The 14,833-nt window shown below is 69.7% G+C and carries 13 protein-coding genes; 11 read left to right on the top strand and 2 right to left on the bottom strand.

The features are described from left to right. Nucleotides 1-43: 43 nt before the first annotated feature. From E0H92_RS16305 to E0H92_RS16275, 7 genes are all read left to right on the top strand, one after another. Entirely contained in the window at nt 44-829 is a 786-nt protein-coding gene (locus E0H92_RS16305) for an ABC transporter ATP-binding protein (protein WP_131462786.1), read from the top strand. Beyond that, complete coding sequence (locus tag E0H92_RS16300) at nt 826-1,647, top strand: ABC transporter ATP-binding protein (RefSeq protein ID WP_131462787.1); 822 nt, start codon at nt 826-828, stop codon at nt 1,645-1,647. The genes E0H92_RS16305 and E0H92_RS16300 overlap by 4 nt, the downstream gene beginning before the upstream one ends. Beyond that, nucleotides 1,644-3,473, top strand: a complete 1,830-nt coding sequence (locus tag E0H92_RS16295; protein WP_131496831.1) for an AMP-dependent synthetase/ligase — start codon at nt 1,644-1,646, stop codon at nt 3,471-3,473. The genes E0H92_RS16300 and E0H92_RS16295 overlap by 4 nt, the downstream gene beginning before the upstream one ends. Beyond that, on the top strand, nt 3,470-4,357 hold the full coding sequence (locus tag E0H92_RS16290) for a branched-chain amino acid ABC transporter permease (RefSeq protein WP_131496830.1): 888 nt from the start codon (nt 3,470-3,472) through the stop codon (nt 4,355-4,357). Before E0H92_RS16295 ends, E0H92_RS16290 begins: the two co-directional genes overlap by 4 nt. After that, a complete protein-coding gene (locus E0H92_RS16285) occupies nt 4,354-5,457 on the top strand; it encodes a branched-chain amino acid ABC transporter permease (protein WP_131496829.1) in 1,104 nt (367 codons plus the stop codon). Before E0H92_RS16290 ends, E0H92_RS16285 begins: the two co-directional genes overlap by 4 nt. A gap of 9 nt (nt 5,458-5,466) precedes the next feature. Next, a complete protein-coding gene (locus E0H92_RS16280) occupies nt 5,467-6,768 on the top strand; it encodes an ABC transporter substrate-binding protein (RefSeq protein ID WP_131496828.1) in 1,302 nt (433 codons plus the stop codon). Between the two features lie 107 nt (nt 6,769-6,875). Continuing rightward, nucleotides 6,876-8,276, top strand: coding sequence for an alkaline phosphatase PhoX (locus E0H92_RS16275; protein WP_131462792.1), 1,401 nt, complete (start codon nt 6,876-6,878; stop codon nt 8,274-8,276). A gap of 7 nt (nt 8,277-8,283) precedes the next feature. On the opposite strand, the gene E0H92_RS16270 is transcribed toward E0H92_RS16275, so the two are convergent. Together E0H92_RS16270 and E0H92_RS16265 are read right to left on the bottom strand one after the other, a co-directional pair. Next, nucleotides 8,284-8,697: a ferritin-like domain-containing protein gene (locus tag E0H92_RS16270; protein WP_131496827.1), complete on the bottom strand. Its 414-nt coding sequence runs from the start codon at nt 8,695-8,697 to the stop codon at nt 8,284-8,286. A gap of 115 nt (nt 8,698-8,812) precedes the next feature. Then, on the bottom strand, nt 8,813-9,385 hold the full coding sequence (locus E0H92_RS16265; RefSeq protein WP_131496826.1) for a cell division protein FtsK: 573 nt from the start codon (nt 9,383-9,385) through the stop codon (nt 8,813-8,815). A gap of 151 nt (nt 9,386-9,536) precedes the next feature. Here E0H92_RS16265 and rimP point away from each other — a divergent pair, with 151 nt between their 5' ends. The 4 genes from rimP to infB all read left to right on the top strand — a co-directional run bounded on the left by rimP (nt 9,537) and on the right by infB (nt 14,765). Continuing rightward, on the top strand, nt 9,537-10,067 hold the full coding sequence (gene rimP, locus E0H92_RS16260; RefSeq protein WP_131496825.1) for a ribosome maturation factor RimP: 531 nt from the start codon (nt 9,537-9,539) through the stop codon (nt 10,065-10,067). A gap of 1 nt (nt 10,068) precedes the next feature. Continuing rightward, nucleotides 10,069-11,061 (top strand): transcription termination factor NusA, encoded by a 993-nt coding sequence (gene nusA, locus E0H92_RS16255; RefSeq protein WP_131288631.1) that lies wholly within the window; start codon nt 10,069-10,071, stop codon nt 11,059-11,061. 45 nt (nt 11,062-11,106) lie between these two features. Beyond that, complete coding sequence (locus E0H92_RS16250) at nt 11,107-11,412, top strand: YlxR family protein (protein ID WP_131462795.1); 306 nt, start codon at nt 11,107-11,109, stop codon at nt 11,410-11,412. A gap of 134 nt (nt 11,413-11,546) precedes the next feature. Then, nucleotides 11,547-14,765 (top strand): translation initiation factor IF-2, encoded by a 3,219-nt coding sequence (gene infB / locus E0H92_RS16245; protein WP_131496824.1) that lies wholly within the window; start codon nt 11,547-11,549, stop codon nt 14,763-14,765. Nucleotides 14,766-14,833: the final 68 nt, after the last annotated feature.

Genomic DNA, 14,833 nt, shown 5'->3' with positions numbered 1-14,833 from the left:
CTCGCCAAGATGCTGGTTGGGGAACCTCCACCAAGGGGGCCGGGTGCTGGCGGCGAAGAATCTCGAGGTCGTCTACGACGATGTGATGCTGGTGCTGCGGGGCGTCGGCCTCGAGGTTCCGCAGGGGCGCATCGTCGCGCTGCTGGGGGCGAACGGCGCCGGTAAGTCCACCTTGCTGCGGGCGTTCTCGGGGCTGCTCGACGTCCATGACGGCGCGGTCCGGCGGGGGTCGGTCACCCTTGACGGCGAGCCGATCCACTCCTACGGCGCCAGCCGGATCGCTGCCCTGGGCATCAAACAGGTGATGGAGGGCCGGCGCATCCTGGCCGACCTGACGGTCGAGGAGAACCTGCGGATCGGCGGGCACGTCAGCCCTCGTTCGATCAAGGCCAACCTGGACCGGACGTACCAGTTGTTCCCGGTGTTGGCCGACCGCCGCCGCCAGCTCGCGGGTTACCTGTCCGGCGGCGAGCAGCAGATGCTCGCGATCGGACGGGCGCTGATGTCGGATCCGAAGTACCTGCTGCTGGACGAGCCGAGTCTCGGCCTGGCGCCGATGATCGTGCAGCAGATCCGGGACGTGATCGTGCAGATCAACCAGGACGGTACGACGGTTCTGCTGGTCGAGCAGAACGCGGCGATGGCGTTGTCGATCGCCGAACACGGTTACGTGCTGGAGAACGGCACGATGGTGATGGACAAACCCGCCGCGGAGTTGCTTGCCGACGGCGACGTTCGCGAGTTCTATCTCGGTCTCGGCGCCGAAGGCTCGGCGAAGTCCTTCCGGGACGTCAAGCATTACCGCCGCCGGAAGCGTTGGCTCTCATGACGGCGACCGAGGCGCGGCAGAGTGAGGGCACGGCGGAAGCGACGCCGGTGCTCACCTTCGAGGACGTCGTCCTCGGGTTCGACGGGGTGACTGCCCTCAACGGTGTGAGCTTCACGGTGAACGCCGGTGAGCTGTTCGCGGTGATCGGGCCGAACGGCGCCGGCAAGACCTCGATCTTCAACGTCCTGTCCGGCGTCTACCGGCCGCAACAGGGCACCGTCCGGTTCGGCGCCGAGGACCTGATCGGCCGCCGGCCGCACGCGATCGCCCGCCTGGGCGTCGCCCGGACCTTCCAGAACATCGAGCTGTTCTCCAACCTGACAGTGCTCGACAACCTGATGCTCGGCCGGCATCTCCATCACCCGTACGGCGTCCTGGCCGCGTTCGCGTGGCTCGGCAAGGCCCGGCGGAACGAGCTCGCGAACCGCCTCGCCGTCGAGGAGATCGTCGACTTCCTCGAGCTCGCCCCGTGGCGGCGGCTCCCGGTCGGCCTGCTGCCGTACGGCATCCAGAAGCGGGTCGAACTGGGCCGCGCCCTCGCGTCCGAGCCGAAGCTGTTGCTGCTGGACGAACCGGTTGCCGGGATGAACCTGGAGGAGACCGAGGACATGGCCCGGTTCATCCTCGACATCCGCGACGAGCTGGGGCTGCCGATGGTGATGGTCGAGCACGACATGGGCCTGGTGATGGATCTGGCCGACCGGATCATGGTGATCGACTTCGGCAGGCCGATCCGCACCGGCACGCCGCGGCAAGTGGCAACCGATCCCGACGTGGTGCGCGCCTACCTGGGCGAGGAACACCGGGTGACGCCATGAGCACGATCGCCACCCGGGTCCGGGAGCGTGCCAGGGCGACTCCTGGCGGGATCGCCTTGCGGGAAAAGGATCTGGGCATCTGGCAGCAGGTCAGCTGGCTGCAGTACTGGGACACCGCGGCGCTGGTCGGGCACGCGCTGCTTGCCCTCGGCATCGAACCGGGCGACCGGGTCGCGATCCACTCGGAGAACCGGCGCGAGTGGCTCTACACCGATGTCGGGACGGTCGCCGTCCGCGCCGCCACCGTCGGCCTCTACCCGACCAACCCCGTCGCCGAGGTCGGCTACCTGCTGCGGCACTCGGGAGCGAAGGTGCTGATCGCCGAGGATCAGGAGCAGGTCGACAAGGCGCTCGCGGTCGACGACCTGCCCGAGCTGCGGCACATCGTGTACGTCGAGCCGCGCGGCATCCGCTACCGGTACGAGGACCCGCGGCTGATCGCCTGGCCCGACTTCCTTGCCCTCGGCACCGAGCACCGTGCGGCCCACCCGAACGCCGTGGCGCAACGGATGATCGACGCCCGCCCGGACGACGTGGTGACGCTGATCTACACCTCCGGGACCACCGGACCGCCGAAGGGCGTGATGCTGACCGGCGCGAACGTCGACTTCGCGATCCAGGAGCTGGTGGAGCGCGGCGGCTTCACCGCGCCGCCGCCGTCCCCGCGCGACAGCGTGCTGTCCTACCTGCCGTTGTGCCATGTCGCCGAGCGGATCTTCAGCGGCTGGTTCGGCGCCGGGGCCGGCGTCTGCGTGCATTTTGCCGAGTCGATCGAGACGGTCGCGACCAACCTCCACGAGGTACAGCCGACCGTCCTGTTCGGCGTACCCCGGATCTGGGAGAAGATCGCGGCCGGTGTGCAGATCCGGATCGAGTCCGCGGATCCGGTCAAGCGCCTGGTCGGCGGCTACTGGCTGCGCCGCGCCGACTGGATCGGCGGCGTCCTCGCTGCGAACGGCGGACGGCATACGGCGGCCTCGCGAGCGGTCTACGCGATCGGCTGGTTGTTCTGCTACCGCGCGCTGAAGGATCGCGTCGGCCTGCGCAAGGTCCGGTACGCCGCCTGTGGAGCGGCCCCGATCGCGCCCGAGGTACTGCGGTTCTTCATGGGACTCGGCCTTCCGATGCACGAGGTGTACGGGATGACCGAGAACACCGCGGTGGCCACCGCCAACCGTCCGGGCCGGGTCAAGGTCGGCACCGTCGGCGAACCGCATGAGGGCGTCGAGGTGCGGATCGACGAGAGCACCGGCGAGATCCTCACCCGGCATCCGGGGACGTTCGCGGGCTACTGGCAGGACCCGGAGGCGACCGCGAAGGTGCTCGGCCCGGACGGCTGGCTGCACACCGGCGACGTGGGGGAGTGGGTGGACGGTACGCACCTGCGCATCACCGACCGGATGAAGGACATCATCATCACCGCGGGCGGCAAGAACGTCGCCCCGTCCGAGCTCGAGAACGCCCTGAAAGCCTCGCCGTACATCAAGGAAGCCGTGGTGATCGGCGACCGGCGCAAGTTCCTCACCGCGCTGATCGGCATCGAGCCGGACACGGTCGGGCACTGGGCGCAGGTCCGTCGCCTGCCGTACTCGACGTACGGCGACCTGTCCGCGAAGCCGGAGGTGATCGGGCTCGTGCAGGGCGTCGTCGACGAGGTCAACGAACGGTTCGCCACCGTCGAGCAGGTGCGGTCGTTCCGGCTGCTGCCGAAGGTGCTGGACCACGAGGACGGCGAGCTGACCGCGACCCAGAAGGTCAAACGCACCGCGGTCGCGACGGCGTTCGCGGGCCTGGTCGAGTCCATGTACGGCGGGGGTGCCCGATGAACGAGTTCGTCGCCACGGTGGTCCGCGGTCTCGGCAACGGGTCCATCTACGCCCTGCTGGCGCTGGGGTTCGTGATCGTCTACAAGTCCATGCGGGTGATCAGTTTCGCCCAGCCGGCGTTCATGATGGCCGGCGCGCTCCTGGTCGGCTATCTGGTGCTGTCGATGAACTTCTTCGTCGCCGTCCTGGTCGCGCTGCTGCTGACCGGACTGCTCGGCGCCGGGGTCGAACGGCTGGCGTTGCGGCCGATGATCGGCAAACCGGTGTTCGTCATCGCGATCATCACGCTCGGCGTCGACATCGTGATCCGGACGGTGGTGAACTCGTTCATCGGCCTGGACATCCGGCAGATGGGTGATCCGTGGGGTTTGCGGCAGGTCGACGTACTGGGCGCCAAGATCGACCAGCGGCATCTCGCGACACTCGTGACGACCCTGATCGTGGTGGCCGCGCTGTTCGCCTTCTACCGCTGGTCGCGCACCGGCCTGGCGATGCGCGCGGCCTCGTCGGACCAGGAGGTCGCCCTCGCGCAGGGTGTGTCGGTCGGGCGGGTGTTCTCGTTGTCCTGGGCGCTCGCGGCCGCCCTCGCCGGGCTGGCCGGGGTGTTCCTGTCGACCGGCATCGGACTCGAGCAGAACCTCTGGCTGACCGCGCTCAAGGCGCTGCCGGTGATCATCCTCGGCGGCCTGGATTCACTCGGCGGCGCAGTGGTCGCAGGGCTGACAGTCGGCGTGATCGAGGCGCTGGTCGGCAGCTACGGCGACAACCTGCATCCGGTGTTCGGTGGCGACTTCTTCCTCGTCGTCCCGTACCTGCTGATGCTCCTCGTCCTCCTCGTCAGACCGTACGGCCTGTTCGGCACCCGAGAGGTGGAGAGGATATGAGTCGGCCATTGCTCTACCTGTCCTACAAGCAGGACATGGCTTTGCTGAACACCTCGGGCAAGCGGTTCTGGACGGCGGTCCTCGCGATCATGGCGGTCTCGTTGCCGTTCCTGCTGACCGACGACCTGCTGGTGGTCCTGGCGACCGCGTGTGTGGCGTCGATCGGGGCGATCGGGCTGAACCTCGTCACCGGGTACGCCGGGCAGGTGTCGCTCGGGCACGCGTTCTTCCTTGCCATCGGCGCCTATACGGCGGCGGCGTTGTCCGGGGACCCGGACAGCACCCGGCTGATCGGATTCGGGATCACCTCGGTACCGGTCTGGCTGCTCGCGGCCGGTCTGGTCGCGGGACTGGCCGGGTTGATCGTCGCGCCGCTGGCAGCCCGGCTGCGCGGGTTGTACCTGGCGGTCGTGACGCTGGGTCTGGTGTTCATCGGCGAGCACGTGTTCAAGCACTGGCGCGATCTCACCGGGGGCGTCGGGGTCGGCCGCCCGGCGGCGGTACCGGAGCTGTTCGGGATCCAGTTCGCGGTGGACGGGTCGCTGTTCACCAAGGCGCAGAAGCTGTACCTGCTGATGCTCGTGCTGCTGGTGATCTTCGGCGTCCTGGCCCGGAACCTGGTTCGCTCCCGGATCGGCCGGGCGCTGGCCGCGGTCCGGGACCGGGACCTGGCCGCCGAGGTGATCGGGGTCGACGTGACCCGCTACAAGATGATCGCGTTCGCGGTGTCGTCGTTCTACGCCGGCGTCGCGGGCGCGCTGCTGTACGTGATGATCGGCTTCGTCGAACCGGGGTCGTTCAACCTCGGCATGTCGGTGCAGTACATCGCGATGGTGCTGATCGGAGGGGTCGCCACCATCTCGGGTTCGGTACTCGGCGCGCTGTTCATCACGCTGTTGCCGCGGGTCACCCGCGAGCTCCCGGCCGTGCTGCCGTTCATCAGCAGCAGTTCCGCGGCCGGCGGCATCACGGTCTTCCAGGTCGAGACGATTCTCTACGGCCTGCTGATCATCGCCTTCCTGATCTTCGAACCGCGCGGGCTGTTCGGGATCTGGATCCGGCTCCGCACCTATTGGAAATCCTGGCCGTTCTCGCACTAAGGAGTTTCGATGAGCATTCGGAGGGGAATCGCTGTCGCGCTGGTCGCGGCGATGGCCGTGCTGGTGGGGTGCCGGAACGACGCCCCGGAGACGCAGCAGGGCGGGTCGGGCGTCAAGTTCGACGTCGGTGTCACCGCCGAGCCGTGCCCGGCCGCGGTCGACAAGACCAAGGGCTGCATCTACCTCGGTTCGATCTCGGACCTGACCGAGGGCCCGTTCAAGGCGCTCGGCGTCCCGATCACCGAGAGCCAGAAGGCGTTCTGGCAGCGGGTCAACAAGGCCGGCGGGATCGGGGCGTACGAGGTCGACGTGACGAAGTACGTCAAGGACAACAAGTACAACCCGCAGATCCACAACGAGGTGTACTCCGAGATCAAGCCCGACGTCCTGGGGCTTGCCCAGACCCTCGGCTCGCCGACCACGGCCGCGATCCTCGGCGACCTCAAGGCCGGCGGGATGATCGGCGTACCGGCGTCCTGGACGTCGGCGTGGGCGTTCGAGGACGTGATCCTGGAGTCGGGCACGAACTACTGCTTCGAGTCGATGAACTCGGTCGACTTCGCGGTCGAGACGCTGAAACCGAAGAGCGTCGCCGCGGTGCACTTCCCGGGTGACTACGGCGACGACGCCGCGGCCGGGACGAAGATCGCGGCCGAGGCCAACGGGCTGAAGTTCACCGACATCCCGACCGCGCCTGGGCAGGAGAACCAGGGCGCGGCGATCCAGAAGCTGCTCGCGGCCAAACCCGATCTGGTCATCCTGACCACCGGCCCGACCGAGGCGGCCACCATCGTCGGCGGCGCCGCGCAGAACGGTTTCAAGAGCCCGTTCATCGGCACCAGCCCGACCTGGAACCCGGCCCTGCTGAAGAGCCCGGCCGCGCCGGCCCTGACCGCGCTCTACCGGCAGTCCGGACCGTGGGCGCCGTACGGCGCCGACACCCCGGGGCACAAGGCGCTCGCGGAGTCGATCAACCAAGAGACCTTCAAGGCCGCACCGAACGACGGCTACACGGCCGGCTGGGTGTGGTCGTACCCGCTGAAGGCCGCGCTGCAGAAGGCGGTCGACTCCAAGGACCTCACCCGGGCCGGGCTGCTGGCCGCGGTGAAGTCACTGGAGACCGTGGACTACGAAGGGATGCTGCCGGCCGAGGCGGGCCGCTTCTCCGGCGAGCCGAACGAGCGGGTGTTCCGCGGCAGCATCATCTCGAAGGTGGACCCGACGGCGCCGACCGGCGTCAAGGTCGAACGCGACTTCTTCACCGGCAAGACGGCGAAGGCGTACGACTTCACCAAGCCCTGCTACCAGTAACGGGCTCTGCTGCTCTCAAGACACGGGTTCATCTTGTAGGCGTCTGCCGTTCACCGTATGTTCACCGGTGACCGGCAGATCCTTACGCCCACGAGGAGGCCCTACCCGTGTCCGTTCACGAGAATCCCCTGTCCCGGCGGCAGTTCGTCACCCGAGCTGCCGCGGCCGGTGTCGCGGTCAGTGTCGCGGGCTCGGTGGAGGCGCTGTACACCGCCCAGCCCGCGCTCGGCACGTCCGGCCCGAAGATCGGCTACGGACCGCTGATCGAGGACCCCGACGGCATGCTCGACCTGCCGCGCGGTTTCAGCTACAAGATCCTGTCCCGCGAGGGCACCGTCCGTCCCGACGGTCTGAAGACGCCGAGCCGGTTCGACGGTATGGGCGCCTTCGCGGACCGGCACGGCGGCGCCCGCCTGGTCCGCAACCACGAGTGCAGCCCGACCGCCACGATCAAGGTGGTCGCCCCGCCGGAGCGCACGTACGATCCAGGTGGCGCCGGCGGCACCAGCACGCTGGTGGTGGACCGGCACAACAACGCCACCCAGGAGTTCGTCAGCCTCGGCGGTACGGCGATCAACTGCTCCGGCGGCATCACGCCGTGGCGCACCTGGCTGACCTGTGAGGAGACCGAGGCGAAGGCCGGGACCACCGGCTACACCAAGGACCACGGCTTCATCTTCGAGGTCGACCCGTACGACGACCGCCGCAACAACAACCCGGCCCCGCTGACCGCGATGGGCCGGTTCCAGCACGAGGCGGTCGCGGTCGATCCGGCCACCGGGATCGTCTACGAGACCGAGGACGCGTTCGTCGCGCCGCTCGGCGGGTTCTACCGGTTCCTCCCGAACCGTCCGCGCGGTGGATGGGGTTCGCTCCGGGCCGGTGGGGAACTTCAGGCCATGTACATCCCGGGGCTGCCCGACCTGTCCGTCGTCCAGGAGGCGGGCACCCAGTTCGGCGGAGTGCAGTGGATCAAGGTGCCCGACCCGCTGGCGACGACGGAGTCCGTCCGCGCGCAGGACTACGGCAAGCCGATCACCGGCGGTTACAAGCTCGAGGGCTGCTGGTGGGGGACACAGGACCGCTGCGTGTACTTCGTCTCGTCGTTCGCCCGGACCGAACTCGGCCCGAAGGTCAACCACGACGGTCAGGTCTGGCGGTTCGACCCGCGGAAGAAGACCCTGCGCCTCGAGGTGATCTTCACCCGGCCGACGCCCGGCTCGGACGACCCCGAGTTCGACGCCCCGGACAACATCACGATGTCGCCGTACGGCGGGCTGATGATGTGCGAGGACGGCCTCGGCGAGCAGCACATCCTCGGCACCACGGAGGACGGCGAGGTCTTCAAGTTCGCCCGCAACCGGGTGAACAACGGCACCCCGGAGGACCCGGAGTACGGCGAGCTGGCCGGGGCCGGCTTCTCCGCCGACGGCCGCACGATGTTCTTCAACGTCTACACCCCCGGCATCACCTACGCGATCACCGGGCCCTGGCGCCGGCGCCGCTGAGGCAGCGTCAGGCGACGGCGCCGGGGAACGCCACTGGTGCGCCGCCCCAGCTGAGCTGGCTGGTCGCGGCGCCCAGCAGGCTCTCGATCGCGAACGCCCGGACGGCCGGTTGTTCGGCGGCCTCGACGAGGTCGCCGTACACCGCCGCGATCCGGCGCTCGATCACCAGGATCAGCGCGGTCGCCGTCGCCGTGTTGGTGACCGGCCGGGGGAGGTCGTACGCCGGTTCGGCCGCAACCGGGGTCTCGCCGGCGGCGACCAGCAACGCGCTCAGGTGGTCGCGGTTGTCGCGGTGACTCTCGAACGTGTCCGTCGCGGACCGGTACCGCGCCCCGCTGAGCTTGCCCCCGGCCACACCCACGCCGTACATCGCGGCATGCTCACCCGCGAGCGCCGCCTGCAGGGCTTCTACCTCGGTCATGGGGCCTCCCGGTCTGGACTGAGGAGTGGAGGGAGCGAAGCGACCGGAACGACGAGGGAAGACCGGGAGTTCCAGCCCCATGACCCGCCGCGCCGGAGGCGTGGCATCAGTACTGTCACGAGGCGTCCTTCTTCTTCGGCGTGAGGGTCGCCGAGAGCTGGGTCTCGGCGGCGGCGATCTCGGCGAGCAGGCGGGCCGGGGCGCCGGACAGCTTGACCGCGGCCGCGGCATGCGTGACGGCGGCGGCCTTCTCCTGCTGGGCGATCGCGGCCAGCGCGGCCTGAGAGCTTGAGGCCGCGGCGACGGCCTTGGCTGCCTGCGCTGTCACGCCCTGGGTCTCCTTGAGCTTCGCCAGGTGGCTCACGTGGTACTTGGCGCCTGCGGCGAGCTGGGCCCGCAAGGCCGGGAACTTGCGGCTCGCGGTTGCGTAGAGCTGTGACAATTGAGTCACCTGGGTCGCCACGGTGCTGAGCGCCGCGACGACGGCCGGGTCGACGGTCGGTGTCTCCTCGGTCGGCCCCGGTGCCGTCGGCGTGCCGTTCACGGCGCCCTTCGTGCCCGGCGTACCGGCTCCGGATGCGGCGTCGTCCTTGCAACCGGCCAGCGCGGCAGCGCCCGGAACCAGGGCGGCGGTGACGAAGACGGTCCGTCGACTCAGCGGATGGCGCGTGTGGCGGCGTTCAGGCACGGCGGAACGATACCCGGTGACCCGTCCGCGACCGGCCAGGGCGGAGCCGATGACCGGGATCGGGGCGCCGGGCGGATAGGGTGGGCTACTGCTCTCGGCCGGACCGCCGGGATCAGAACGGGTGCACAACTGGAGAGAGGCAGGTCAACCTGTGAGCCGAAAGCCGGGCCCCACGAGCCACACGGACACCACGAGCCTCGAGAACTTCCTGCGGCCGATCGTCGAACAGTTCGGCTGCGACCTGGAGGCCGCGGACGTCACGCCGGCCGGACGCCGCCGCCTGCTGCGCGTCCTGGTCGACCGCGACCGCGGCATCAGCCTGGACGACGTCGCCGAGGTGACCCGGGCCATCTCCAAGGCGCTCGACGCCGACGACATCATGGGCGAGGGCGCCTACACGCTGGAGGTCTCCAGCCCCGGCGTCGACCGCCCGCTCACCCTGCCCCGGCACTGGCGCCGCAACACCGGCCGGCTGGTCGCGGTCACGCTGACCGCCGGCGGGAAGCTGACCGGCAGGATCAAGTCCGTCTCCGAGGAGGCGGCCGAACTGGATGTCGACGGCAAACGGCAGAGCGTCGCCTACGCCGACGTGGCCAAGGCCAAGATCCAGATCGAGTTCAACCGGACCGCCGGCAACGACGACAAAGAAACACCTGCCGACGGCACGGTGGAGGAGAACTGACATGGACATCGACATGGCCGTGCTGCGGTCGCTGGAACGGGAGAAGGACATCTCCCTGGACGTGGTCGTCGAGGCGATCGAGCAGGCGCTGCTGGTCGCGTACCACCGCACCGAGGGCGCCCAGCAGCACGCCCGCGCCGAGCTGGACCGCAAGACCGGGCACGTGACCGTCTTCGCCCGCGAGCTGGCCGAGGACGGCACGCTGGCCCGCGAGTACGACGACACCCCGCACGACTTCGGCCGGATCGCGGCGACCACGGCCAAGCAGATCATCCTGCAGCGGCTGCGCGACGCCGAGGACGAGGTGCGCTACGGCGAGTTCTCCGGGAAGGAGGGCGACATCGTGTCCGGTGTCGTCCAGCAGGGCCGCGACCCGCGGTCGGTGATGGTCGACCTCGGCAAGATCGAGGCCGTGCTGCCGGCGCCCGAGCAGGTCCCGGGGGAGAAGTACGAGCACGGCTCCCGCCTGCGGGTGTACGTCGTCGGCGTCCGGAAGGGCTTCAAGGGCCCGCAGATCACCGTCAGCCGGACGCACCCGAACCTGGTGAAGAAGCTGTTCGCGCTGGAGGTCCCGGAGATCGCCGACGGCACCGTCGAGATCACCGCGATCGCCCGCGAGGCCGGGCACCGGACCAAGATCGCCGTCCGCACGCTGAACCCGTCCGTGAACGGCAAGGGCGCCTGCATCGGGCCGATGGGTCAGCGGGTGCGCAACATCATGCACGAGCTGCACGGCGAGAAGATCGACATCATCGACCACAGCGACGATCCGGCCACCTTCGTCGGGAATGCGCTGTCCCCGGCGCAGGTTACGTCTGTCGAGGTCGTTGACGCCGCGGCCCGTGCGGCGCGCGTCGTCGTACCGGACTACCAGCTCTCGCTCGCGATCGGCAAGGAGGGGCAGAACGCCCGCCTCGCCGCCCGGCTCACCGGCTGGCGGATCGACATCCGGCCGGATACCGATGTGACTCGGGATAGCGAGAAGGTAGACTGATCTCTCGGTCGGTCGACTGAGTCGCAACCACACCCAGAGGAATCAGTGACAGACGCGCGTCCTGGCAAGGTTCGGGAGCGCACCTGCATAGGGTGCCGGAAGCGGTGCAGTCCGACTGACCTGCTGCGGATGACGGTGTCCGGAGGACCAGGAAATCTCACGGTCCTCCCGGATCCCGGGCGTCGGGCACCTGGTCGTGGAGCGCATCTGCACCCCACGGCGGAGTGCTTCGAGCTGGCTGTCCGGCGCAAGGCGTTCCCACGGGCCTTCCGGGTCCTGGGGCCGCTCGACGTCACCGGGCTGCACGACTACCTCGCGCAGCGTGATAATCAAGATGTACACACGGTCTGACCGGACCGTGTGACCGACATGAAGGCGGGTCATCGACTCATGACCACTCGATGAGTGTCTACCGATGAGTGCAAAGCGATGAGCACGTACGTCAACTAACGGTCCGCGCCCAGGCTCGGACCAGAGGGAGAGTAGTGGCAAAGGTCCGGGTCTACGAGCTCGCGAAAGAGCTCGGAGTTACCAGCAAGGTCGTTCTGACCAGACTGAACGACATGGGCGAGTTCGTCCGATCGGCATCCTCGACGATCGAGGCACCAGTAGTCCGCAGGTTGGCGGAGGAGTTCGAGAAGAACCCGCCGAAGAAGCGCGCGGCCAAGAAGGCCGCCGCCAGCACGTCTGCCGCGCCGCAGGCGACCGCACCGGTCGCACCGGCGCCGAAGCCGGTTCAGCCGGCGGCCCCGAAGGCTCCGGCCGAGCGCACCGCGCCGGCCGCTGAGGTGCGCACCGAGGCGGCTCCGGTCGCCGAGGCACCGGCCGCGTCCGCCGCGTCGGCTACGGCCCCCGCGGCCGAGTCGGCGCCGGTGAAGTCGGCCCCGGGGATCAAGCCGGGACCGCGTCCGGGCCCGAAGCCGGGTCCGCGCCAGGAGTCCGCTCCGGCCGAGCCGGCCGCGCCTGCCCCGGTGGAGTCGGCTCCGGTCGAGTCCGCTCCGGCGGCGAAGGCGGAGAGCCCGGCGGCCCCGTCGTTCGAGGCTCCGGCCGCGAAGGCAGCCCCGTCGTCGGCCCCCGCGCCGGCGCCGCGTCGTACCGGTGGCGACTCCGCGGCCCGTCCGGGTCCGCGTCCGGCTCCGGGTGCGAGCCCGCGTCCGGGCGGCCAGGGCGGCAGCCAGGGCTCCGGACCGCGTCCGGGTGGCCAGGGTGGTCCCGGTTCCGGTCCGCGTCCGGGTGCGCCCCGTCCGGGTGCCCCGCGTCCCGGTGCGCCCCGTCAGGGCGGCCAGGGTGGCGGCGGCCCGCGTCCGGGTGCACCGCGTCCGGGCAACAACCCGTTCAGCTCGACCCAGGGCATGCAGCGCGGTGGACCGCGCCCCGGCCCGGGTGGTGGCGGCGGTGGCGACCGGCAGGGCGCTCCGAGCCCGGCCGGGATGGCTCCGCGTCCGCCGCAGGGTCGCGGTGGCGAGCGGAGCGGCGAGCGCGGCGGTAGCGACCGTCCGCGTTCCGGTGGTGTGCCGGGCGCCCCGCGTCCGAACCCGGCGATGATGCCGAAGTCCTCGGCCGGTACGTTCACCGGCCGTCCGGGCGGCGGCTCCGGCGGTCCCGGTGGCGGTGGCGGCGGTGGCCGCGGTCGTCCCGGCGGCGGTCCGGGTGCCGGTCCGCGTGGCGGTGGCGGTGGCGGCGCCGGTGGCGGCTTCCGTCCCGGTGGCGGCGGCCCGAGCGGCCCGCCGGGTGGCGGCGGTGGCCGTCCGGGTCCGGGCAACCGCGGTCGTGGCGGGACGCAGGGCGCCTTCGGGCGTCCGGGCGGTCCGGCGCGTCGCGGCCGCAAGTCGAAGCGGGCCAAGCGCCAGGAATTCGACAACATGCAGGCTCCGGCCGTCGGCGGCGTGCGCGTCAAGCACGGTGACGGCGAGGTCGTGAAGCTGCCGCGTGGCGCGTCGCTGACGGACTTCGCCGAGAAGGTCGGAGTCGACCCGGCGTCGCTGGTCCAGGTGCTGTTCCACCTCGGTGAGATGGTGACCGCGACCCAGTCGGTGAACGAGGAGACGCTCGAGCTGCTCGGGACCGAGCTGAACTACGACGTCCAGATCGTCTCGCCGGAGGACGAGGACCGCGAGCTGCTGCAGTCGTTCGACATCGACTTCGGTGCCGACGAGGGCGACGAGAGCGACCTGGCTCCGCGGCCGCCGGTGGTGACCGTCATGGGTCACGTCGACCACGGTAAGACGAAGCTGCTGGACGCGATCCGGATGGCGAACGTCCAGGCCAAGGAAGCCGGCGGTATCACCCAGCACATCGGTGCGTACCAGGTGACCACCGAGGTCGACGGCCAGGAGCGGGCGATCACCTTCGTCGACACCCCGGGTCACGAGGCGTTCACCGCCATGCGTGCCCGTGGTGCGCAGGCCACCGACATCGTCATCCTGGTGGTCGCGGCCGACGACGGCGTGATGCCGCAGACCATCGAGGCGCTGAACCACGCCCGGGCGGCGGGTGTCCCGATCGTGGTCGCGGTGAACAAGATCGACGTCCCGGCGGCGGACCCGACCAAGGTGCGCGGTCAGCTGACCGAGTACGGCCTGGTGCCCGAGGAGTACGGCGGCGACACGATGTTCGTCGACGTCTCGGCCAAGTCCCGGATCAACATCGACGGCCTGCTCGAGGGCGTCGTACTGACCGCGGACGCGGCACTGGATCTGCGGGCGAACCCGAAGATGCACGCCGAGGGCATCGCCATCGAGGCGAACCTCGACAAGGGCCGTGGTCCGGTCGCGACCGTGCTGGTGCAGCGCGGAACGCTCCGGGTCGGCGACTCGATGGTGGTCGGTCCGGCGTACGGCCGGGTGCGGGCCATGCTCGACGAGCACGGCGACCCGGTCGAGGAGGCGACTCCGTCGCGTCCGGTCCTGGTGCTCGGTCTGACCGCCGTACCAGGTGCCGGTGACAAGTTCCTGGTCGTCGAGGACGACCGCCGCGCCCGGCAGATCGCCGAGAAGCGGGAAGCCCGCGCTCGTGCGGCGGCCAACGCGAAGCGTCGCGCCCGTCGTACCCTCGAGGACTTCATGGCCTCGATGGAGAAGGGCGAGAGCCAGGAGCTGCTGCTGATCCTCAAGGGCGACGTGTCCGGTTCGGTCGAGGCGCTGGAAGACGCCCTGGTCCGGATCGAGGTCGGCGACGAGGTCAACCTGCGGATCATCGACCGCGGTGTCGGTGCGATCAACGAGAACGACGTCAACCTGGCCATCGCGTCGAACGCCGTCATCATCGGCTTCAACGTGCGGCCGGCGGGCAAGGCCGGGGACCTGGCCGAGCGCGAGGGCGTGGATGTCCGGTACTACTCGGTCATCTACTCGGCGATCGACGACATCGAGGCCGCCCTGAAGGGCATGCTCAAGCCGATCTACGAGGAGGTCACCCTCGGCCAGGCCGAGATCCGGGAGATCTTCCGCTCCTCGAAGGTGGGCAACATCGCCGGTTGCTGGGTGACCAGCGGCCTGCTCAAGCGGAACGCGAAGGTCCGGTTGATCCGGGACGGCGCCGTGGTCGTCGACAACACCGAGCTGTCGTCGCTGAAGAGGTTCAAGGACGACGCGTCCGAGGTCCGCGAGGGCTTCGAGTGCGGTCTGACCATCAACAACTTCAACGACATCAAGATCGGCGACGTCGTCGAGGCGTTCGAGCTGCGCGAGAAGCCGCGGAGCTGACACGTAGGCGGTGACCCGGTGCGGGTCACCGAGGAGTAGCGTCCGGAGAGACTGCGGTCTCTCCGGAC

The sequence above is a fragment of the Kribbella speibonae genome (genome assembly GCF_004331375.1).
Classification (GTDB): Bacteria; Actinomycetota; Actinomycetes; order Propionibacteriales; family Kribbellaceae; genus Kribbella; species Kribbella sindirgiensis.
This window is presented reverse-complemented; position numbering and strand designations above follow the sequence as displayed.

Excerpts from the sequence above, each read along its gene's own strand:
- E0H92_RS16300 (WP_131462787.1), top strand. The coding sequence starts at position 826 with ATGACGGCGACCGAGGCGCGGCAGAGTGAGGGCACGGCGGAAGCGACG.
- E0H92_RS16295 (WP_131496831.1), top strand. The coding sequence starts at position 1,644 with ATGAGCACGATCGCCACCCGGGTCCGGGAGCGTGCCAGGGCGACTCCT.
- E0H92_RS16290 (WP_131496830.1), top strand. The coding sequence starts at position 3,470 with ATGAACGAGTTCGTCGCCACGGTGGTCCGCGGTCTCGGCAACGGGTCC.
- E0H92_RS16285 (WP_131496829.1), top strand. The coding sequence starts at position 4,354 with ATGAGTCGGCCATTGCTCTACCTGTCCTACAAGCAGGACATGGCTTTG.
- E0H92_RS16280 (WP_131496828.1), top strand. The coding sequence starts at position 5,467 with ATGAGCATTCGGAGGGGAATCGCTGTCGCGCTGGTCGCGGCGATGGCC.
- E0H92_RS16270 (WP_131496827.1), bottom strand. The coding sequence starts at position 8,697 with ATGACCGAGGTAGAAGCCCTGCAGGCGGCGCTCGCGGGTGAGCATGCC.
- nusA (WP_131288631.1), top strand. The coding sequence starts at position 10,069 with ATGGACATCGACATGGCCGTGCTGCGGTCGCTGGAACGGGAGAAGGAC.